The 18,617-nt window shown below is 67.9% G+C and carries 18 protein-coding genes; 10 read left to right on the forward strand and 8 right to left on the reverse strand.

Annotated features, from left to right (window positions below):
• Nucleotides 1-54 precede the first annotated feature (54 nt).
• Both HMPREF9336_RS10000 and HMPREF9336_RS10005 read left to right on the forward strand, forming a co-directional pair.
• Entirely contained in the window at nucleotides 55-966 is a 912-nt protein-coding gene (locus tag HMPREF9336_RS10000) for an LLM class flavin-dependent oxidoreductase (RefSeq protein ID WP_021030458.1), read from the forward strand.
• Entirely contained in the window at nucleotides 963-2,276 is a 1,314-nt protein-coding gene (locus HMPREF9336_RS10005; protein WP_021030459.1) for an NtaA/DmoA family FMN-dependent monooxygenase, read from the forward strand. Before HMPREF9336_RS10000 ends, HMPREF9336_RS10005 begins: the two co-directional genes overlap by 4 nt.
• 153 nt (nucleotides 2,277-2,429) lie before the next feature.
• On the opposite strand, the gene HMPREF9336_RS10010 is transcribed toward HMPREF9336_RS10005, so the two are convergent.
• The 7 genes from HMPREF9336_RS10010 to HMPREF9336_RS10040 all read right to left on the reverse strand — a co-directional run bounded on the left by HMPREF9336_RS10010 (nucleotide 2,430) and on the right by HMPREF9336_RS10040 (nucleotide 9,706).
• Nucleotides 2,430-3,350 carry a ferrochelatase gene (locus HMPREF9336_RS10010; protein WP_007466585.1) on the reverse strand — a complete coding sequence of 307 codons (921 nt, stop codon included), beginning with the start codon at nucleotides 3,348-3,350 and terminating at the stop codon, nucleotides 2,430-2,432.
• A 10-nt stretch (nucleotides 3,351-3,360) separates the two neighbouring features.
• On the reverse strand, nucleotides 3,361-4,152 hold the full coding sequence (inhA, locus tag HMPREF9336_RS10015) for an NADH-dependent enoyl-ACP reductase InhA (protein WP_007466595.1): 792 nt from the start codon (nucleotides 4,150-4,152) through the stop codon (nucleotides 3,361-3,363).
• A 32-nt stretch (nucleotides 4,153-4,184) separates the two neighbouring features.
• Complete coding sequence (gene fabG, locus HMPREF9336_RS10020; RefSeq protein ID WP_007466596.1) at nucleotides 4,185-4,910, reverse strand: 3-oxoacyl-ACP reductase FabG; 726 nt, start codon at nucleotides 4,908-4,910, stop codon at nucleotides 4,185-4,187.
• 63 nt (nucleotides 4,911-4,973) lie between these two features.
• Nucleotides 4,974-6,005 (reverse strand): VWA domain-containing protein, encoded by a 1,032-nt coding sequence (locus HMPREF9336_RS10025; protein ID WP_007466598.1) that lies wholly within the window; start codon nucleotides 6,003-6,005, stop codon nucleotides 4,974-4,976.
• A 78-nt stretch (nucleotides 6,006-6,083) separates the two neighbouring features.
• Complete coding sequence (locus HMPREF9336_RS10030) at nucleotides 6,084-6,767, reverse strand: hypothetical protein (RefSeq protein ID WP_007466606.1); 684 nt, start codon at nucleotides 6,765-6,767, stop codon at nucleotides 6,084-6,086.
• 58 nt (nucleotides 6,768-6,825) lie between these two features.
• Nucleotides 6,826-7,566 carry a pirin family protein gene (locus HMPREF9336_RS10035; RefSeq protein WP_007466607.1) on the reverse strand — a complete coding sequence of 247 codons (741 nt, stop codon included), beginning with the start codon at nucleotides 7,564-7,566 and terminating at the stop codon, nucleotides 6,826-6,828.
• A gap of 22 nt (nucleotides 7,567-7,588) precedes the next feature.
• The gene (locus HMPREF9336_RS10040) at nucleotides 7,589-9,706 is read right to left on the reverse strand and encodes an SDR family oxidoreductase (RefSeq protein WP_007466608.1); all 2,118 of its coding nucleotides are present in this window, start codon (nucleotides 9,704-9,706) and stop codon (nucleotides 7,589-7,591) included.
• A gap of 134 nt (nucleotides 9,707-9,840) precedes the next feature.
• Between HMPREF9336_RS10040 and HMPREF9336_RS10045 the strand changes: the two genes are divergently transcribed.
• From HMPREF9336_RS10045 to HMPREF9336_RS10080, 8 genes are all read left to right on the forward strand, one after another.
• On the forward strand, nucleotides 9,841-10,773 hold the full coding sequence (locus HMPREF9336_RS10045) for an alpha/beta hydrolase (protein ID WP_007466610.1): 933 nt from the start codon (nucleotides 9,841-9,843) through the stop codon (nucleotides 10,771-10,773).
• 314 nt (nucleotides 10,774-11,087) lie between these two features.
• Complete coding sequence (locus tag HMPREF9336_RS10050) at nucleotides 11,088-12,035, forward strand: AAA family ATPase (protein WP_007466611.1); 948 nt, start codon at nucleotides 11,088-11,090, stop codon at nucleotides 12,033-12,035.
• A 32-nt stretch (nucleotides 12,036-12,067) separates the two neighbouring features.
• Entirely contained in the window at nucleotides 12,068-12,970 is a 903-nt protein-coding gene (locus HMPREF9336_RS10055) for a DUF58 domain-containing protein (RefSeq protein WP_007466614.1), read from the forward strand.
• On the forward strand, nucleotides 12,960-13,445 hold the full coding sequence (locus tag HMPREF9336_RS10060; protein WP_007466615.1) for a hypothetical protein: 486 nt from the start codon (nucleotides 12,960-12,962) through the stop codon (nucleotides 13,443-13,445). The genes HMPREF9336_RS10055 and HMPREF9336_RS10060 overlap by 11 nt, the downstream gene beginning before the upstream one ends.
• A complete protein-coding gene (locus HMPREF9336_RS10065) occupies nucleotides 13,436-14,719 on the forward strand; it encodes a hypothetical protein (RefSeq protein WP_007466617.1) in 1,284 nt (427 codons plus the stop codon). Before HMPREF9336_RS10060 ends, HMPREF9336_RS10065 begins: the two co-directional genes overlap by 10 nt.
• Nucleotides 14,716-15,846: a vWA domain-containing protein gene (locus tag HMPREF9336_RS10070; RefSeq protein WP_007466619.1), complete on the forward strand. Its 1,131-nt coding sequence runs from the start codon at nucleotides 14,716-14,718 to the stop codon at nucleotides 15,844-15,846. Before HMPREF9336_RS10065 ends, HMPREF9336_RS10070 begins: the two co-directional genes overlap by 4 nt.
• On the forward strand, nucleotides 15,843-16,934 hold the full coding sequence (locus HMPREF9336_RS18805) for a hypothetical protein (RefSeq protein ID WP_021030461.1): 1,092 nt from the start codon (nucleotides 15,843-15,845) through the stop codon (nucleotides 16,932-16,934). The genes HMPREF9336_RS10070 and HMPREF9336_RS18805 overlap by 4 nt, the downstream gene beginning before the upstream one ends.
• A complete protein-coding gene (locus tag HMPREF9336_RS10080) occupies nucleotides 16,931-17,821 on the forward strand; it encodes a hypothetical protein (protein ID WP_007466623.1) in 891 nt (296 codons plus the stop codon). Before HMPREF9336_RS18805 ends, HMPREF9336_RS10080 begins: the two co-directional genes overlap by 4 nt.
• A 57-nt stretch (nucleotides 17,822-17,878) precedes the next feature.
• Here the strand turns inward: HMPREF9336_RS10080 and HMPREF9336_RS10085 are convergent, their stop codons facing one another.
• The gene (locus tag HMPREF9336_RS10085; RefSeq protein ID WP_007466625.1) at nucleotides 17,879-18,583 is read right to left on the reverse strand and encodes a hypothetical protein; all 705 of its coding nucleotides are present in this window, start codon (nucleotides 18,581-18,583) and stop codon (nucleotides 17,879-17,881) included.
• Nucleotides 18,584-18,617: the final 34 nt, after the last annotated feature.

Genomic DNA, 18,617 nt, shown 5'->3' on the forward strand with positions numbered 1-18,617 from the left:
GATCGAGGTGACCGGAAAGGAATAACCGATCTCAGATACGTTGTTGGTGCTGAAGTGACCTTCACTCTCGGCATAGAGATCGACCAGGAGCGAGTGCTCTCCGGCAAGCAAGTCAAAGACGTCGTCCGTCAGGCGCAGAACGCGAGGTTCGGTTACGCGGTGTTCCGCGACGCGCCCGGCGCGCACGGGCGGATCGACGCGGTTGGCCAGGCCGCGTACGCGGCGGCGTTGACGACCTCGCTCGGCTTGGTCGCCGAGGTTTCCACCACGTATAACGAGCCGTTCCACACGGCAGTGCAGCTGCAAGCGGTGGATTTCGCCTCTTACGGGCGGGCGGGATGGCTGCCCTCGCGCACGCCGGGGGCGGAGCATCCCTCAGCGCTGGGCTGGCCTCAGGCGGACGGCGAGAGCCTCGCCGTCGAGCAGCGCGACAGCGTGCGCGCGGCCCGATCGCTCTGGGACTCGTGGGAGGACGACGCGGTGATCCGCGACGTGGCGACCGGGCGCTTCCTCGACCGGCGGAAAGTCCGCCACATCGATTTCGTCGGGGAGCGCTTCTCTGTGAAAGGGCCTTCGATCACGCCGCGCAGCCCACAAGGCCAGATCCCGGTCTTCGCGAGGTCGGGTGAGCTGCCGGCCTCTTTGGCCGACGTGGTGATCACGCGGCAGCCGGAGCCCGTCGAAGGCGCCCTGACCGTTGTGGCGTTGGACTTCGACCTGGCCGGACCTGTCGGGGCCGCCGCGTTGGCGGAGCGGATCACAGAGCTGTCAGGACAGGTCGACGGCGTGCTCCTGCGGCCGAGGTCGCTCGGCGAGGACTTGCCCGCGTTCGGCAGGGCCGTGACGCCGAAGCTGCTGGAGGCGGGCGTCGTCTCAGGTCCGAGACCGGGGCAGACGTTGCGCGAGACATTGGGGCTGTCGCGCCCAGCGGCAAAGAATCCGCGCGAGTGGCAGGAGATCGCGTGACCGAGCACCGCTATCCGCACGCGAAGGTGCATTTCGGAGTGTTCGTCCAAGGGGTGAACCACACGACGATCTGGTCCGACAAGGACTCCGGCTCACAGATCGACTTCGCGACTTTCCGCGAAATCGCGCAGACCGCCGAGCGCGGCCTCTTCGACGCTTTCTTCCTCGGCGAAGGCCTGCGGTTGCGCGAGCAGCGCGGCCAGATCCACGAATTGGATATCGCGGGCCGGCCGGACGCGATCACCGAGCTGGCCGCGCTCGCGGCAATCACCTCCCGCGTCGGGCTGGTCGCCACGCAGAACTGCACGTACAACGAGCCCGCCGACCTCGCGCGCAGGCTCTCCGGGCTCGACCTGCTCTCCGACGGCAGGGCGGGGTGGAACGCCGTCACCACGGACAACGCGTGGACCGGCGAGAACTTCCGCCGGGGCGGTTATCTCGACCACCAGTTCCGCTACGACCGCGCCCGGCAGTTCGTCCAGCTCGCCAAGCAGATCTGGTCCGGCTGGACCGAGGACGGCGGCAAGGAGGTCGAATTCCGCAGCTCGCAGTTCGACGTGCGGCTCGTCCCGTCGCTGCCGCCGAGCCCGCAAGGAAGGCCGGTGATCTTCCAGGCGGGGGACTCTTCGGCGGGCCGGGACTTCGCCGCGGCGGAAGCCGATGTGATCTTCTCCGCGCACGGCTCGGACCACGCGGACGCGCTCGCCTTCGCCGACGACATCCGGGGCCGGCTGCGGTCCTTCGGCAGGCCCGAGGAGGACATCAGGATCCTTCCGGCCACGCAGGTGGTGCTCGCCGAGCGGGAGAGCGAAGTCGCGGAGAAATTCGACTGGGTGACCCGAGGCCAGGTGACGGGGCAGACCGCGCTCGCGATGGTGTCGCAGGTATGGGGCAAGGACCTCTCGCACCTCGACCCCGACGGCCCGCTGCCTTCGGAGGACCCGGTCATCGCGGAGACCTCCCAGACTATGGGCTCGGGGCAAGGCGGCAGGGATCCGCTCGCAGTGGCGGCAGGATGGCGGGCTCTCGCCGAGGAGAAGGGCGGCCTCTCCATCCGCGAGCTGATCGTGGAGACCGCCACGCAGCGGCGGACCGGCTTTGTCGGCACCGCGGCGCAGGTCGCCGACCGGATGGCGCATTTCGTCCGCTCCGGGGCCTGCCACGGGTTCAACATCTCGCCCTACATCGTGCCGGGAGGGCTGGACGAGATCGTGGACTGGCTGGTGCCGGCCCTGCAGGAGCGCGGCGTGTACCGCACTGCCTACGAGGGCACGACGCTGCGCGAGCACCTTGGGCTCAGGCCGGTCTGAGGCCGCGCCTTCACAGCTCCGAGCAGTCGGCGGACACCGCCCCGAGCCGGGCGATTCCGGTTGCGGGCGGCCCGTCACGCGCGCGAGCGCGCCGACGCGGTCTGGCAGTTTTCAGCCGAGCGCTGCGGGTCGCCCCGGCGGACGGGACGTGCGCTAGCCCGCTGCCGCGCGAGCAAGCTCCACGACCATCTTGGCGAAGCGGGGGTCGGGTCCGGGGGTCTTCGCCCGCGCGAGCCGCACGCCGAGCGATTCGGCCAGTGCTTTCGCCTCATTGTCGAGATCCCAGACCACCTCGATGTGGTCCGAGACGAAGCCGATCGGGCACAGCGCGATATCGCAGACCCCTTGCGCCGCCAGAGACTCGATATGGTCGCAGACGTCCGGCTCCAGCCAAGGGACAGACGGCGGCCCTGAGCGCGATTGCCAGACCACGTCGTGCGTGCGCTCGCCGACCGCCCGCGCGACGAGCGCGGCGGCCTCGCGCACTTGTTGCTCGTAGAGCTCGCGGCCGCCGCTTGCCAGCGGCACCGAATGCGCGGTGAACACGAGGCGCGCGGAGTCGGGCAGCGTCCGCCGCGCCGCGCGCACCGCGTCGGCGAACGCCTCGACGAACAGGGGATGGTCCCAGAACTGGGGGAGCTTTTCCAGCAGGGGAGCCGCGCCGCCGACCGAAGCGCGGGCCCGCGCGATGTCCTCGCGGTACTGCTCGTCTCCCGAGTAGCCGCCCCAGGCCGAGGTCGCGAACACCAACGCGCGCCGCACTCCGTCCCGAGCCATCCGCGCGACCGTGTCCTCGACGAAGGGATGCCAGTTGCGGTTGCCGAAGTACACCGGCAGATCCCAGGCCTCGGCGGCGAGCTCTTGCTCCACGTTCGCGATGATCTCGCGATTGAGCCTGTTGATCGGGGAGACCCCGCCGAAGTGGTAGTAGTGCTCGGCGACCTCGGCCAATCGCTCGTCCGGCACGTTGCGGCCCTCGGTCACGCGCCGCAAGAACGGCATCACCTCATCCGGCCCCTCCGGCCCGCCGAAGGAGAGGAAGAGGAGCGCGTCCGGTGGCGGCGCGTCGGTCATCGGCGACAGCTCAGCCTGCGACCGAGTGGACGCCGCCGTCGACGTAGATGATCGAGCCGGTGGTGCCGGGCAGCCAGTCCGAGAGCAGCGCGACGGCGGTCTTGGCGACCGGGGTGCGGTCCTCGACGTCCCAGCCGATGGGGGCGCGGTTGTTCCAGCCCTCGTTAAGGTCCTTCACGCCCTTGCCGAGGTTCTCCTCGGCACTGCCGATGGCCTTCATCGCGATGGTCGAGATCGGGCCCGCGCAGACCAGGTTCGAGCGGATCTTCTTCTGATGGCCGACGTTGTACGCGACGTACTCGTTCACCGACTCCAGAGCGCGCTTCGCCACGCCCATCCAGTTGTAGAACGGCACCGCCCGCGAGCAGTCGAAGTCGAGGCCGACGAGGGACGACCCCTCGCCCAGCACCGGCAGGAGCGCCTGGGCGAGTGCAGCGTAGGAGTACGCGGAGATCTCAAGGGCCGGGCCGACGTCGGCCCAGGTGGCTCCCATGAAGCTCTCGAAGGTGGGCCGAGGCGCGAAGGCGATGGAGTGCACCGCGCCGTGGATCCCGTCCGGGGCGTGCTCGCGGACCTTGTCGGCGAGGCTGTCCAAGTGCTCCCGGTTCTGCACGTCCAGCTCGATGAGCGGCGCGGGCTCGGGCAGGCGCTTGGCGATGGCCTCGACGAGGCGCAGGCGGCCGAAGCCGGTCAGCACGAGCTTGGCCCCTTCCTCCTGAGCCTTCTTCGCGATGGAGAAGGCGATGGAGGAGTCATGGATGATGCCGGAGACCAGGATGGTCTTGCCGTCGAGAAGTCCCATTGGGTGTTCCTTTTCTCTCTGTCAGGGAGTGATCAGTGGCCCATGCCCTGGCCGCCGTCGACCGGGATGACGGTGCCGGTGACGAACGAGGAGTCGGGCCCGGCGAGGAAGCTCGCCACGCCCGCGACTTCCTCGGGCTGGCCGATCCTGGCCATCGGGATGCGGGGCATGACCACCTCGAGGACCTTCGGGTCCAAGCCGTTGGTCATGTCGGTGTCGATGAAGCCCGGCGCGATGACGTTGGAGGTGATGCTGCGCGAGCCCAGCTCCCAGGTGAGCGAGCGGGCGAGGCCGACGAGCCCCGCCTTTGACGCGGCGTAGTTCGTCTGGCCCTGCGCGCCGGAGAGGCCGACGAGGGAGCCGATGAAGATGAGCCGTCCCCACTTGTTCTTGATCATGCCGCGGGAGGCGCGCTTGGCGACCCGGTACGCGCCCATCAGGTTGGCGTTGAGGACTTTTTCGAACTGCTCGTCAGAAAGTTTGATGATGAGCATGTTGGCGACGATGCCCGCGTTGGAGACCAGCACCTCGACCGGGCCCTGGTGCTCCTCGACCTGCGTGAACGCCTGGTCGATCGATTCCGTGCTCGTCACGTCGCACCGCACGCCGAACAGGCCGAGCTCCTCCGGCGGCCCGGACTCGCGGTAAGTGACCGCGACCCGGTGCCCGTCCGCCCGCAGGCGTTTGGCGATGGCGAGGCCGATGCCTCGGTTCCCTCCGGTGACCAGGACTGAACGACTGGGGGCAGCATCTGTCATGCGAGAAAACCTAACGTGCCGGACTGCGTCGAGGCAAACCGCCACGCCACGGGGAGTTTCTTGTTATGGCAAGGAACGGTTGAAAAGGAAGCTCGCGCCCGCAGCCCCCGCGACGAGGACGGTGCCGCACAACGCCCAGACCCTGCTGGACTCGGAGCGGACGTTCTCATAACCGATGTCCTCGTTGAGCGACTGGTAGATCTGGGCCAACTCGCCTTGCGATTCCGCGGGGAAGAACCGGCAGCTGTTGCCAGGGCTGTTGGAGAGGTCGGAGATCTTTTTGAGCGACTCCAGGTCCACCGGCACCTCGTCCACCTGGTTGTCGAGGGTGATCTTCCCCGCTTTGGTGCCGAAGGCGACGGTGCAGACGGGGACGTGCTTCTCTTTCGCGGTGCGGGCGGCGGCGTAGGCGCCGCGCGGGGCGTTGAGGTCGTCGGGCACGGTCTCCTTGCCGTCGGAGACCAGCACGATCCGCGCGGGCGGGGCGTGGTTCTTGCCGCCAAGCGCGCCCGCGATGGTCTCGATCTGTTGCAGCGCGGTGTAGATGCCTTCGCCGGTCGCGGTCTGCTTCTCCAGCTTGTCTGGGCGGATCATCTGGTCGATGACCTTCTTCGCGGTCTCGTGGTCGGTGGAGGGCCGCACGAGCGGCTGCGCGTTCCCCGCGAACGTCACCACGCCCAGCTGCACGGTCGGGGCCATGCCGTCCACGAACTTGATCGCGGCGGCGCGGGCGGCTTCGACCCTGCTGGGCTTCACGTCGGTGGCGCGCATGGACTCCGAGATGTCCAGCAGCAGGATGACCGTCGCCTGGTTCTTCGCGACCTGGGACACCGCCGTGGGGCCCGCGAGCGCGACCGTGAGGAACAAGAGCCCCGCCACCAGCACCGCCGAGGGGATGTAGCGGACCAGCTTCGGGCGCCTCGGAGCGATTTTGTCCAGCAGCTCGGTGTTCGCGAACTGCTCGTAGCGCCGTTTGCGCAGGATTTGCGCGCCGATGTAACCCGCAAGGACCGCTGCCACCACGAAGAGGAGCAGGTACCACATTCCGTGCATGGGCGAGAACGGGTTGCCGAACCTGTTCGAGGTGTCTGTCATCGGCGAAGCTCTCCCGGTTGCATGTGGCCAGGGTACCAGGGGAGGCTGATCGGCGGATCTGGTCTGTTGGCGGCGAATTCAACGCCGCGCCTCGATCATCAACCCGCTCTCGACCTGGTCGGCGACTTTGTCCGCGATCTCGGGATCGGGCTCGTCCTCGGCGGACAGGGGGTAGTCCCAGCTGTACCGGCCACAGATCTGCACGAGGTATGTCTTCCCGTCGTGCTCGACCAGCGCTTCGCGAACCGTGTGTTCGGTCGCGGAACAGAGAATGTCGCCGGCTCGTTGTTCGGCCCGTTTTCTGACGAACCAAGACGGATAGGCTTGATAATCGTCGGGGTCGTCGGAGACGAGAGCCTCGGTCGTCCCCGCCGCCGCGTCCGTCGACGCATGGCGATGGTCGTCGTCGAACGCGTCGCGCAGCGTCCTCGGGTCTTTCGCGGTGTAGACCAGCAGGGAGACCGAGGCGAAGGAGCCTTCGCCTGTGGGCAGGTCTTGTTGCGGCGTGCCGTATTCATTGGCGGCAAGCTCCGGCCAACCGTCGGCCTCGCGCAATGACAACGACAGGCCGGGTATCTGGTCGGGGCGCACGCCTTGGATCTGGGAAGGGGAGAGCTGTATGGGCAACTGGTCGAGCGGGCACTGCGCGATGCGGTAGAAAGAATCGGAGCCTGGGCCGTCGTCGTCGGCCCAGGCTTGGCCCGGAGCCACGAGTGCGCCGAAGCAGAGCCAGGCGACGACGCTTGCGATGACTTTTCCCACGAGACTCCCTCCCCGAACCGTTCTCGCCAGCGTAACACCCGCGAGTGCCCCGCTCGGCTTAGCGCAAGCCCCGCAACGTCGCGTCCATCTCCCACACCAGGATCTCGGCCTCCGCCGTCGCGACGACGCGCAGGGGGCCTGCCGCCGTCAGCCGCGCGGCGTCGCCTTGGCCGAGCGCCTCCGAAGCCTCCAGCGCCACCGCGCCCTTCGCGACGAAAAGATGCGCGAACGGCGCGTCCGGCAGCGTCACGGCCTCGCCAGCGCTCAGCCTGGCCACATGCAGGGCGGCGTGCGAGCTCGCGATCCGCACGGCGGCCTCGTCGCGATGTTTCGCCATCCCAGAGGCGACCACCGCGAACCGTCCGTCCAGCTCGGAGCCCCCCATCTCGGCCTGCTCGTAGCCGGGGTCGAGGCCGGTCTCGTCGGGCGGGACCCACATCTGCACGAAACGCACGTCGTGGTCCTCGCCGGGCGCGCCGCCGTTCTTCTCGGAATGCAGGATGCCTCGCCCCGCCGTCATCCGCTGGGCGAGACCGGGGACGATCCTCCCCGTGTGGCCCGCCGAGTCCCGGTGCTCCAGCGCGCCGTCGAGGACCCAGGTGACGATCTCCATGTTCTGGTGCGGATGCGTCGCGAAGCCTCTCCTCGGGCGCACAGTGTCGTCGTTGTTCACCAAGAGCACGCCGAAGTGGGTGTTGTCCGGGTCGTAATGGTCGCCGAACGAGAAGCTGTGCCGACTGTCGAGCCAGTCGAGCCTGGTGCGAAGCCGGTCGCCCGCGCGGCGGACGTCGAGCGTCATACGGACAGGCTACTCGCGCCGCTCACCAGTGGACGGGGAGGAGGAGGTTCGCGACGCGTCTGCCGTAGTGGTTCAGGCGCAGCTTGCGCGCCCCTCGGCGGATTCTGTTCATGACGGGGTTCGCGTTGTGCGGGATCGCCGAGGGCGCGCGCCGCTCTTGGAGCTCGATCTCGTCCCCGGACAGTTGCCCGGCGGCGGCCAGCGACTCCTCTTCGCTCAGGAAGTGCTGGTGCAGCAGCCATGCGTTGAGCTTCGGGAAGAAGATCCGGAAAAGCTCCGCGCCGGTGCCCATCGGGGTGTCGATCTGGGCGGGCCGCTCGACCATGCCGCGCAGGACCATGGCCGCCGCTTTCTCCGGAGTCGCGGCCCGAACGGTCTGGTAGTCCTCGGTCGGGGCGATCATCGGGGTGCGGATGAGCGGCATCCGGATGTTGGTGAACGTGATGTTGTCCGAGAAGACTTCGGCGGCGACGCAGTCGCTGAAGCCCTCCAACGCGGTCTTCGAGGCGATATACGCGGAGAACCTGCTGATGCGCGACTGCACGCCGACCGTCGTGACGTTCACGATGTGCCCGCAGCGGCGGGCGCGCATCCTCGGCAGGAGGGCCAGGATGAGCCGCGCCGCGCCGTAGTAGTTGATCGCGATGGTGCGTTCGAGGTCGTGGAAGCGCCCCAGCGTCTTGTCGGCGGTGCGCCGGATCGACCGCCCCGCGTTGTTCACCAGGATGTCCACGTGGTCGTGGTCGGCGAGCACGGTCTTGACCAGGAGGTCGGCCGCGTCGGGGTCGGTGATGTCGCAGACGTACGGGTGCGCGGTCCCGCCCTTGGCGCGGATCTCCTCGGCGACCACGTCCAAGTCTTCTCCGCTGCGGGCGACGAGCAGGACGACCGCGCCTTTCTCGGCGGATTTGATCGCGGTGGCGCGTCCGATGCCAGAAGAGGCCCCGGTGACGAGCACGACTTTGCCGACGAGCGGTCCGTCCGGATGCGGCCGGTCGAAGCGGTACGGATCGAGGTTGTCGTGCCAGTAGTCCCAGATCTTCGGGCCGTAGCTGGCGAGGGCGGGGCAGCGCACCCCGTCCGGGGCGAGGGCGGCCTCGGTCTCGGCGGCGGCGAAGGTCGTCGGAATCCCCATGAGGTCGAAGACGTCCGGCGGGATGTGGTTGCCCCGGAACCACAGGTCGCGAGCCGTGCTCAACGCCTTGCTGCGCAGCAGCGCCAAGAACGGGTCGACCAACGGCTTGGGGATGGAGAAGGCCCGCCTCGGCCCGCCGATCGCCGGGGCGAGCGCCCGGTAGAGCTCGGCGAACGGCTGCATCTTCGGGCTCACGAGGTGGAAGACGCGCTGTCCGGAGGCCCCCGGCGCGGTGGAGGAATGGATCAGCGCCACGATCCCGTCTGCGACGAAATCCACCGGGACGTAGTTCTGCGGGCCCACGTCGGGGATCAAGAGCGGCAGGAGCTTGGGCAGTTTCGCGAGCCGGGCGAGCATCGGGAAGAAGTAGTACGGGCCGTCGATTTTGTCGATCGCCCCGGTGCGCGAGTCGCCGAGCACGGCGGACGGCCGGTACACCCGCCAGGTGAGGTCGACGGCCTCGCGGACCAGCCGCTCCGCTTCGAATTTCGTCTCTTGGTACGAGTTGAAGAAGCCTTGGCCGAGGTCGAAGTCTTCTTCGGTGAACTCGCCTCGGCGATCCCCGGCCACAGCGGTGGACGAGACGTGGTGCAGCGCGGCTCCGAGCTGGCGGGCCACCGCGATCGCGTTGCGGGTGCCTTCGACGTTCGTCGCGCGGTTGACCGGCTCCGGTGCGGCCATGTCGTAGCTCGCGGCGAGGTGCACGAGATGGTCCACACGGGGAAGAGCTGCGCCGGCGGGAGAGACGTCCAGGCCGAAACCAGGCTCGGTGATGTCGCCGACCAGCGCGAAGACGCGGTCCCCGCCTGGCAAGGCGGCTTTGAGCTTGTCGAGTTTTTGCACGGACTCGTGTCGGACCAGAGCGTGGACCACGGCTCCAGGGTCGCGTTCCAGCAGCCGTGCGATGACGTTGCGGCCGATGAAACCGGTCCCCCCGGTCACGAGGTACCGCGTGGCAGAGGCGGACGGAGCATCGGGCAGGTCGGCGGGCGGGGGCGTAGACATGGGCGGGCGGCGCTCCTGGATCGTGGTTGACAACAAAGTTATAGAGCTTGTACCAGCAATCTACCGCGGCGGCGTGACACGTTATCGGCGACGGGTTTCGCGCATCTGACGCCCGATCCTTTACGCTGACATGTGTGACTTCCGTCGAACAGGCCCATGTCCCGTCGCTGAGCAGGCGCGCGCTGCTGGTCGGTGGCGCGGGCGCCGTTGTGGCGGCGGGGGCGGGAGCCGCGCTGTTCTCTTCCGATGGGCCGAGGCCCGCCTCAGGCGGATCAGGCGCGTCGGGGACCTCCGTCGCGCCGCAGCAGCATTACCCGGAGTCGGAGGAAGGGCATTTCTCCTCCGCCGCGCGCGGCGGCGTGGACACCAGGTGGAGCATCCAACGCCCGGCCGGCGTGCACTCCGTCCTGCATCCGGTGATTTTGCTGCATCGCCAGGGCGACAACCACGCGTCGCCGTTCCGGGACCTGCAGCTCTCGGAAGCGCTCTCCAGCGCGGTCGCCGCCGGCGTGACGCCGTTCGCGCTCTGCTCGGTCGACGCGCAGGCTTCGAACAATTCGGACTCCTTCTACCATCCGAGGTCCGTGCAAGGGAAAACGGTCGACTCGGGGAAAATGGTGCTCGAAGAGTTCCTCCCGCTTCTGGCTACGAAGGGGTTGGACATCTCGAAAGTCGCGTTCTGGGGCTGGGTCATGGGCGGCTACGGGGCGTTGCGGCTCGGCGCGCTCTACGAGCAGGCGCACCCCGGATCTGTGGCGGGGATCGTCGCGGTGAGCCCCGCGCTCGGCGTGCGCAATCCGCCCCTTTCGGGCTCGTTCGACGGCTCGGACGATTACCAGAAGAACGCCGTGTCCAACTACGCGGACACTTTGCGGAAGATTCCGCTTCGGATCGACAGCGGCAGTTCGGGCTCCTACGTGGACGGGGCGCGCTTGCTGATCAGCCAGCTCGCCCCCGCCCAGGTGCAAGGCGGGATCCAGAGCGGGAGCGCGGAAGACGACTCTTTCTTGAAAGCGCTGGTCCCCGACGAGCTCGCTTTCCTCGGCAAATGCTTCAACGGTCGCTGAGCAAGGGATGGCCGCGCAACCCCGCATCGAGATAGCCCGCCTGTTAAACTTTCGCTCAGTCTGATGTTCGTGGTGTGGGATATGCAGGGATTTTCAGGCGGCGGGTTACCGTTTTCTCGATCTCGGCCCTCTATGTCCGTCGTGGACATCGGGCGGAGCGCCTGAGCGCAGCAGGATGAGAAAGGCAGTGTGACCACACGATGACGATGCCCGCGCAGGGGCCAGCCCCGGTTCAGCGTCCCCCGGTTCCGCCTTCCGGACAGCAGCCGCCGCGTCCCCAGGCCAGTCCTGCGGACTTGGAGAATTCGTTGCGGGTGGTGGGCGCTATCGCGCAAGCATTCTCGCGGAAGGTGGTGGGGCAGGCGAGTCTGCAGCAGACGTTGTTGATCGGTCTGTTCTCCGGCGGCCACGTCCTTTTGGAGAGCGTGCCGGGTCTGGCGAAGACGACGGCGGCCAAGACGCTGGCGCAGGCGGTGCAGGCGCATTTCCAGCGCATCCAGTGCACGCCGGACCTGTTGCCCTCCGACATCATCGGCACACAGCTCTACGACGGCTCGAAAGGCCAGTTCTACACGGTCTTGGGCCCGGTGCACGCGAACATCGTGCTGCTCGACGAGGTGAACCGCTCGTCGGCGAAGACCCAGTCGGCGATGCTCGAGGCGATGGAGGAGCGCCAGAGCACCATCGCGGGCAAGGTCTACAAGATCCCCGAGCCGTTCCTCGTCCTGGCCACCCAGAACCCGGTGGACCAGGAGGGCACCTACCCGCTGCCCGAGGCGCAGATGGACCGCTTCATGCTCAAAGAGGTCCTGCAGTATCCGACTCCGGAGGAGGAGGACGAGATCCTCGCCCGTCTGGAGTCGGGCATTCTGAGCGACGGCAATGTGACGGCCCCGGTCGCGAGCCTGGACGACATCCGGTGGATCCAGGCCGTGGTCAACAGTATTTATCTGGATCGCTCGGTGAGCCAGTACATCACCCGGATCATCCATGTGACCCGCCATCCGCAACAGTATCTGCCGCCGAACCTGGCCGGATTGATCGAGTACGGTGCGAGCCCTCGGGGCACGATCGCGTTCTGCAAGGCGGCGCGGGCGCACGCGCTTTTGTCCCGGCGCACGCATGTCACGCCGGAAGACGTGCGGGGCGTGGCGCATCGGGTGTTGCGGCATCGGATCAGCCTTGGCTTCGAGGCCACCGCGCAGAAGGTGACCCCGGAGATGATCGTGGACGCGATCCTCGCCTCCGTGCGGGTTCCGTAGCGGTCGGTCCGAGAGAACACGACGAGGAACTCATGGGGCAGATACTCGACCACATCAGGAGCCGGGTGCTCGGGCGGGCGAAGGTCGGCAGCGCGAAGCGGCGCTCGGAGGGCCTTCTGGAGGGCGCGCACCTGTCGATGTCGCACGGGCGCAGCCAGGAGTACGACGATCTGCGGCAATACGTGCAGGGCGACGACATCAGAGATGTGGACTGGAAGGCTTCGGCGCGGTCGGGTGGCCTTTTGGTGAAGCGCTATATCGCGCAGCGCCAGCACCGGGTGCAGCTCGTGGCGGACGTGGGCCGCGAGATGCTCGGGCGGACCCCCTCGGGGGAGCTGAAGAAGGACGTCGTGCTGAACGTGCTCGGGGTGGTCGGCTTGAACTCGGCGGAGCAAGGCGACGAGATCGGCCTCACCTACGGCGACTCGCGAGGGGCGAACCTCGTCACCCGCCGCCGAGGCGAGAACCATTTGGAGATGCTCCTGAAAACCGTGCTCGACCATAGAGCCGAGCACGGCGGCAGCTCCAACCTGGTCACCCAGCTGCGGCAGGTCCGGCACCACAACCGCCAGCGGCTGGTCGTCTTCGTGGTCTCGGACGAGCCGGACATGGGCGAGGAGCTGTTGGCCGAGCTCAAGCTCCTCGCCTCGAAGCACAAGGTGTTCTGGACCATCGTCCAAGACGAGCCGTTGCTCCCCGCGCTCGCCGGGCAAGAGGGGGCCGTCGACGTCGCCACCGGCGAGCTGCTGCTGCCCTGGTCGGCGATCCCGAGGAGCGTGTTCGCGGAGTTCGAACGGGAAGAGCAGCGGCGGCGGGCGGATTTCGAGGCGAAGATGCAGACCGTGCCGGTCGCGTGGGCTCGGATTTCCGGGACGGCGGACATCGTCCGCGAGCTGACCGCCATGATCCGCAGGAGCAACCACCATGGCGCATGAGCGCGTGCTGGCCGGAGTGCCGTTCGTCGCGACCCCGACGGGGTACTCGACGTGGTGGCTGGCCATGGCCGTCCTGCTCGCCCTGCTTGTCGTCCTCTGGTGCGCCGGCGCTGTCGTGTGGACGCTGCCGGTGGCGACCTTGCGCAAAATCCCGGTGCTCCGCGACATCACGAAGACGGTGCTGCGCAAACGATTCGCCAAGACTGTCGACCGGGTCGAGCAGGGCTTTCTCTCCGGCCAGCTCTCCTCGCGGGAGGCGCATCACCGGCTCGCCCGGACGTTGCGCACCTATCTGCATTTCCAGACCGGGCAGTGGACGCAGGTCATGGGGCTATCGGACATCGAGGCCGGCGAGCTCAGGCCCGCGACGCGGGCGCTCGCGTTCGTCGCGCACGGGCAGTTCTCCGCAGAGGGGAACGCGGATTTCCGTAGCGCCGTGGTCGCGGTGCGGGAGGTCATCACGTCATGGAATTGACATGGCCGCTCGTCTTGGTCGTCGGACTGCTCGCGCTGGCCGCGACGGTCGTGCTCGCCTGGCTGTTGCCGTTCCGGGGGGCTCCCGCGAGCCTCCCTCGGGTGAGCCGTTCGTACCGCCTCACCCGTCTGCCCAAATATCAGCGCGCCCGGCGCGCGCACCGCGCTCTGGTGCTGGCGCTCGTGGTGGTCGTGCTGCTGTTCTCCGGGGCCGCTGTGTTCGGGGTCGCGCGCCCGTATTTCCCCCCGCAGACGAAGACGACGAAGGTGCAAGAGGGGGACGTGATCATCTGCACCTCCGGTTTCTTCGACCCGAACGACTCGGACCCCGCCGCGCGGAACCGGAACAGCTTGTACGCGAGCCTTTACCAATTCCTTCGGGGCAAGGTCGCCGATTTGACCAGGGAACAACTCGGCGTGAGCGCGAAAATGCAACGGCCTATCCCATTGACCGGCGACAAGACATATCTGACCGAGAGCATCGGCAGATTCGCGGACTACGGCAAGAACATCGGCGAGCTTCAAGGAAAAAAGGGCGACGACCCGGACCGGGCGCGCTTCGCGTCGGACGCGGCGCGGTTCACCGGCAGCGACTCGCGCAACAGCGTGACGTTCAAAGATTACTCGGTCAACGACCCGAAGAGCGGAGAGCGGATGCGGGGCGCGGTGTACGACACGGACCGTCTCGGGTTCTGCCTCAGCGGATTTCCAAAGTCGAAGCCGGGGGACCCGCCTCGCTCGCTGATCGTCTTTGACAAAGAAGACCGGATGCAAGACCCCAAGTACCCGTACTTGGACCACAAGAAATACAGCGAGGCGATCCGAAACCACAGGATGGCGATGAGCGACATCAAGCCGCTCTTCGAGGAGAAAGACCTCCTCGACCTCGCCAAATCGGCCAATGCCAAGGTGAGCCTTGTGTTCTGGACGGACAACGACCCGAACGACCCGCAAGCGCTCGGCCCCGGACGCGTCGGGGACAACCCGCTGGACGACGCGCACGACAGCGCGTTCAAAGCGGTGTGGCGGGAATCCGGCGGGGTCGCCTGTCGGTTCTTCGCCCCCTCCGCCCAAGGAGCCGCCGCTCCGGCCAGACCTGCGGATCAGGTGAGCGCCGACGCGCAGCGCTGCCTGCAGAGCGCGTGGGACGGGGTCGGCTGGCGCGGCATGATCACCTCGACCTTGGACGGCTCCCGTAAGGAGGCTCCGCCGATGGCGATCATGTTGGTGCTAGCCCTCAGCCTCGCGGGCCTGTACATCAGGGCGGGCGCATGACGCTGAGCCCTTTTCTTCCGGAGTGGCTTCTCGTGGCCGCTGCGGCGCTGATCGTGATCGCCCGCTCGGCCACGATGTGGCGGATGCTCCGACAGGCGCGCGGCTCCGCCCGAAGCGCGCAGCTGCGACGGTGGGGGCGGTGGGCTTCGGTCACCGCCGCATTGCTCGCTGTCGTCCTCGCGGCAGCGGGACCGGTGGCGGACGGGGAGGACGTCGTGACGGCGACGGCCAACCAGACCAAGCGCATCGACCCCACCGGGGCGAATCTCAACGTCTATCTCGTCGTCGACCGCTCGATCTCGACGCTGGCACGGGACCAGGGCCCCGGCGAGGGGACTGCGCGCCAGTCGCGGCTCACCGCGATCCGGGCGGACTCGGCGGCTCTGCTCGAAAAGTTTCCCGAAGCCCGGTTCAGCGTTGTGGACTGGGGCCGTTCCGCCGAGGTCGAATGGCCGCTTTCCGCAGACCGCTACACCCTCGGCTCCACGTTGCACGGGCTGCCCGCCTATGATCTCGGCTCCGTCTCGCCCGACGGCGACATCGCCGATGCGAGGGCGCTTTTCGACGTCGACCGAGGAGCCGCCGCGCCGCTGTTGCGGCCCATGCTCGACTACCAGCGGACCGCGTATCCGGAGCGGGCGAACGTCGTGGTGTATTTCGGTTGCGGCGAGCACGACGGCGTCCAGCGCCCGCAGACGTCGTTCGGCGACGTGGCGGGGTTGTTCGACGGAGGGGTGGTGCTCGGCTACGGCACTCCGGCGGGGGGAGAGCTGCTGACCAACGCCGGCCAGGGACAGCACCCGGTCGGAATGTCCTCCTCGGGCCAAGGCGGTCCGGCTCCGCTCGTGATCAAATACGACGAGGGCTCGATGCTGCGTCTGGCCGACGATCTCGCCGTGCCGTACGCGCACCGTCAGCTGGGGGAGAACGCATCGGCAGTCGTCGCCGCGATCACCGGCCCCGCCAAGCCTCGACCTGACGCGCAGGCGAGCGCAACGGGCTTCCCGCTCTACTGGGCGCTGCTCTTGCTCGCCTCGGTGGCGGGCCTGGCCGAATCCTATCGATTCGTCCGGGACCGCAAGCGGATGGCATGGGTGGCCAAGGCCGTGCGAGAGGGGACAGCATGACCAAGGCGCGCCTGGACCTCGCCCACTACGTCGTCTCGTTCGGCCATGGGTGCCGCCGCGCGGCGCAGAGCTTTTTCGGCTTCGCGACCTGGGGGCCGAGCCGCAAGCGGCTGCGCCAGCGCCTTCTGGTGTGGCCAGCGCCGATACTGGCGCTCTTGCTGCTGCTGTCGTTGAAGATGTGGAGTGTCGTGCACTACGGGGACAAGGGCGTGCAGGACTTCACGAGCCGCAAAGACCCGGAGCTGCAAGAGGACGTGAGCAGGCTCGAAACGGTCAACATCGTCAACTCGTGGCGAGCGCATTTCTTCCGGGCGAGCCAGCTGCTGGCTGCTCCGGGCGACCCTCAGCTGGAGCGGGCCGACCACGAGCTGGTCGTGGCGCTCGCAGGAGCCCCGCAGGACGAGTCCTGCGGGATCAGAACCGACCTCGTCGGCGTCCGGGAGCTGCGAGGAGACCAGCAAGTGGCGCAGGGGCATTTCCAGCTGGGGAAGCAGCTGTACCAGCAAGCGCTCGACTATGCGGCGAACGCCCCTGACGGCTGTTTCCAGAACGCGAAAACGCCGAACACACCGTTGCGAGACTGGTTGCAGCAAACCAAGGACCGGTTGGACACGAAGACGAAGATCGTCCAGCACGGCAAACTGTACTGGCGGGATCCGAAGTTCACGTACCCCGTCGGCGCAGGCCCCGGCGGGGTCGAGTTCGTCGGCGACGACAAACTCACCGAGGCGTGCGCCAACGCGGCGACCGACGTCGAGGAGGGGCAGTGCATCAAGGAGGGGAGAAACCTCCCGCCCCCGCCGCCGGACGACCAGCCGCCCCCGCCCGACGACCAGCCTCCGCCGCCGGACGACCAGTCGTCGTCGGACGGCTCGCCGCCCCCGCCCTCGGACGGCTCGCCCCCGCCGGGCGGACAGCCTCCGCCACCAGGAGGTCCTGGGGACAATGACGGCCAGGGGCAGGCCGACCCCGACCTCGCCGGCGACGGCGAGATCTTGCTCGGCGACGGTTCGCCCCTCGACCGCCTCGGCCAGATGCTCCAATGGGAACGGGTGCGGCAACACGACAGGGATAGGCCGAAGCAATGACCACACAGCCCTTCGCGACGGCGAACCAGTATGTGCTGACGCACGACCCCTCGTCCGCCGCGCGCAAGCGCAGGCGATGGATCGGCCTCGGGCTGGGCGCGATCGCCGTGGTCGTCGCGCTCCTCGCTTGGGCGCTGTGGCCGCAGACGCATGCCGTGCCGCCCCCTCGGCAACTGCCGCCGCCGCCATTGCCGCCCCTCGCCGAGCGGTCTTGGCACGACCTGCGTGTCGTGCTGCCGGAAGAGGACGCGTTTCCAGGGGATCTGCGGCCGGTGAAGAAGAGCTGGGAGCCGTATCCGCTCGTGCCCACCGCCGAGGACGAGTTCACAGGGAAAGTCGTCTCGGACAACATCACGTATTCGACGCCCGAGTGCGCGTACTACCCCTTAGATGCCATGAACGTCCAGACGCTGGTCTCGGAGGAGAAATACAACACCGAAACCCAGGGGTCGCAATTCGTCAGCGTGCCCAGCGACCTCGGCATCGCGGTCAAGCTCCTGAAATGGTCGAACGCCGACCGAGGGGCTGAACTGGAGTCCTGGATCGACAAATGCGGACGGTTCGACTTGGTCGAGCACTGGGACTCGGGCGGCATCTCGATCAGCCTGACCGACGGAGTCGTCGTCGAACGGCAACAGGATCCCGCGCTCGCCCAGGCGCAAGGCGTCGGGATCAAGATGTCCTCGCCCTCGATCGTCTGGCATGTCAGCGGCGTGCCGATACCGGACCAGGTCTACACCATGTCAGACGAGTACACGTACATCGCCTTCGTGCGAGGCATCATCGTGGTCGCCGATTGCAAGCAATTCCCTGGCAAACAGAATTATCTGCCCATCATGCAGAAGATGTTCCTCGAGACGTACCAAAAGGTCCAGGCGCTCCCGTAGCAGCCCTCCCCGTCCTGCGCCGAATCCCGGCGCACGCCGAACAGAACGGGCGCCCGGTTAGCCGCCCGCGCGGCGGTTGCCCGCGGCGACCGCGCCGTCCGGTTGGCTCACATCGACCTCCTGGCAGAGGTGGTCGAGCGCGTTCATCTCATTGCGCAGCTTGTTCGCGTTATAGCTGAAGTTGGCGTACCAGTCGTCGCCGGCGTTCCCCGTCGGGTTCTGGTGCACCAGGCCCGCGAGCATGCCGACGTTGGGGGCCGCGGCCGGGTCGGGTGCTTCCTCGTTCGGCCGCGCGCGCGGGGCGGGGGCGGGGGTGTCCTCGTCTTGCTGCTCGCGCAGCGACGCGGCGAACGACCCCGCCGTGTCGAAGGCCTCCTTGGCGATGCGCTTGAGCCCGGCCTCCTGGGTCTGGTGCGCCAAGTCGTTGAGCGAGCCCGCCAAGCGGTCGGCCAGCTCGATCTCTTTCTGCAGCAGGCTGTCCGGGTCGAGGTCGGCTTGCTGCTGCGCCTTCGCGGGAGATCCCTCCGGCGCGCCCTCGTCGTCTTCTTCCTCAGCAGGAGCGTCGGCCGCCGCGGCGGCGGCGTCGGCGGTCTTTTTGAGCTCTTGGTACGTCGCGTCGATCCCCGGCAACGCGGCGGACAGGGTCTCGCAGTACGGAGCCTGCGGGTCCGCTGCGGCGTTCGGGCCGAGCCCGGAGACGACGAGGCTTATCAGGCCGAGGCTGAGCAGCGGGGCGAGCGAGGAGGTCCGAGGCACAGTCATGGCACGACCATACCAGCGCAAACGAGGACGCGCG

The sequence above is a fragment of the Segniliparus rugosus ATCC BAA-974 genome, from assembly GCF_000185725.2.
Classification (GTDB): Bacteria; Actinomycetota; Actinomycetes; order Mycobacteriales; family Mycobacteriaceae; genus Segniliparus; species Segniliparus rugosus.

Bases quoted from the DNA above. Each gene is read 5' to 3' on its own strand.
- HMPREF9336_RS10085 (WP_007466625.1), bottom strand. From the start codon at position 18,583: ATGACTGTGCCTCGGACCTCCTCGCTCGCCCCGCTGCTCAGCCTCGGC.
- HMPREF9336_RS10035 (WP_007466607.1), bottom strand. From the start codon at position 7,566: ATGACGCTCGACGTCCGCCGCGCGGGCGACCGGCTTCGCACCAGGCTC.
- HMPREF9336_RS10055 (WP_007466614.1), top strand. From the start codon at position 12,068: ATGGGGCAGATACTCGACCACATCAGGAGCCGGGTGCTCGGGCGGGCG.
- HMPREF9336_RS10010 (WP_007466585.1), bottom strand. From the start codon at position 3,350: ATGACCGACGCGCCGCCACCGGACGCGCTCCTCTTCCTCTCCTTCGGC.
- HMPREF9336_RS10070 (WP_007466619.1), top strand. From the start codon at position 14,716: ATGACGCTGAGCCCTTTTCTTCCGGAGTGGCTTCTCGTGGCCGCTGCG.
- fabG (WP_007466596.1), bottom strand. From the start codon at position 4,910: ATGACAGATGCTGCCCCCAGTCGTTCAGTCCTGGTCACCGGAGGGAAC.
- HMPREF9336_RS10040 (WP_007466608.1), bottom strand. From the start codon at position 9,706: ATGTCTACGCCCCCGCCCGCCGACCTGCCCGATGCTCCGTCCGCCTCT.
- HMPREF9336_RS10060 (WP_007466615.1), top strand. From the start codon at position 12,960: ATGGCGCATGAGCGCGTGCTGGCCGGAGTGCCGTTCGTCGCGACCCCG.
- HMPREF9336_RS10080 (WP_007466623.1), top strand. From the start codon at position 16,931: ATGACCACACAGCCCTTCGCGACGGCGAACCAGTATGTGCTGACGCAC.
- HMPREF9336_RS18805 (WP_021030461.1), top strand. From the start codon at position 15,843: ATGACCAAGGCGCGCCTGGACCTCGCCCACTACGTCGTCTCGTTCGGC.
- inhA (WP_007466595.1), bottom strand. From the start codon at position 4,152: ATGGGACTTCTCGACGGCAAGACCATCCTGGTCTCCGGCATCATCCAT.
- HMPREF9336_RS10065 (WP_007466617.1), top strand. From the start codon at position 13,436: ATGGAATTGACATGGCCGCTCGTCTTGGTCGTCGGACTGCTCGCGCTG.
- HMPREF9336_RS10025 (WP_007466598.1), bottom strand. From the start codon at position 6,005: ATGACAGACACCTCGAACAGGTTCGGCAACCCGTTCTCGCCCATGCAC.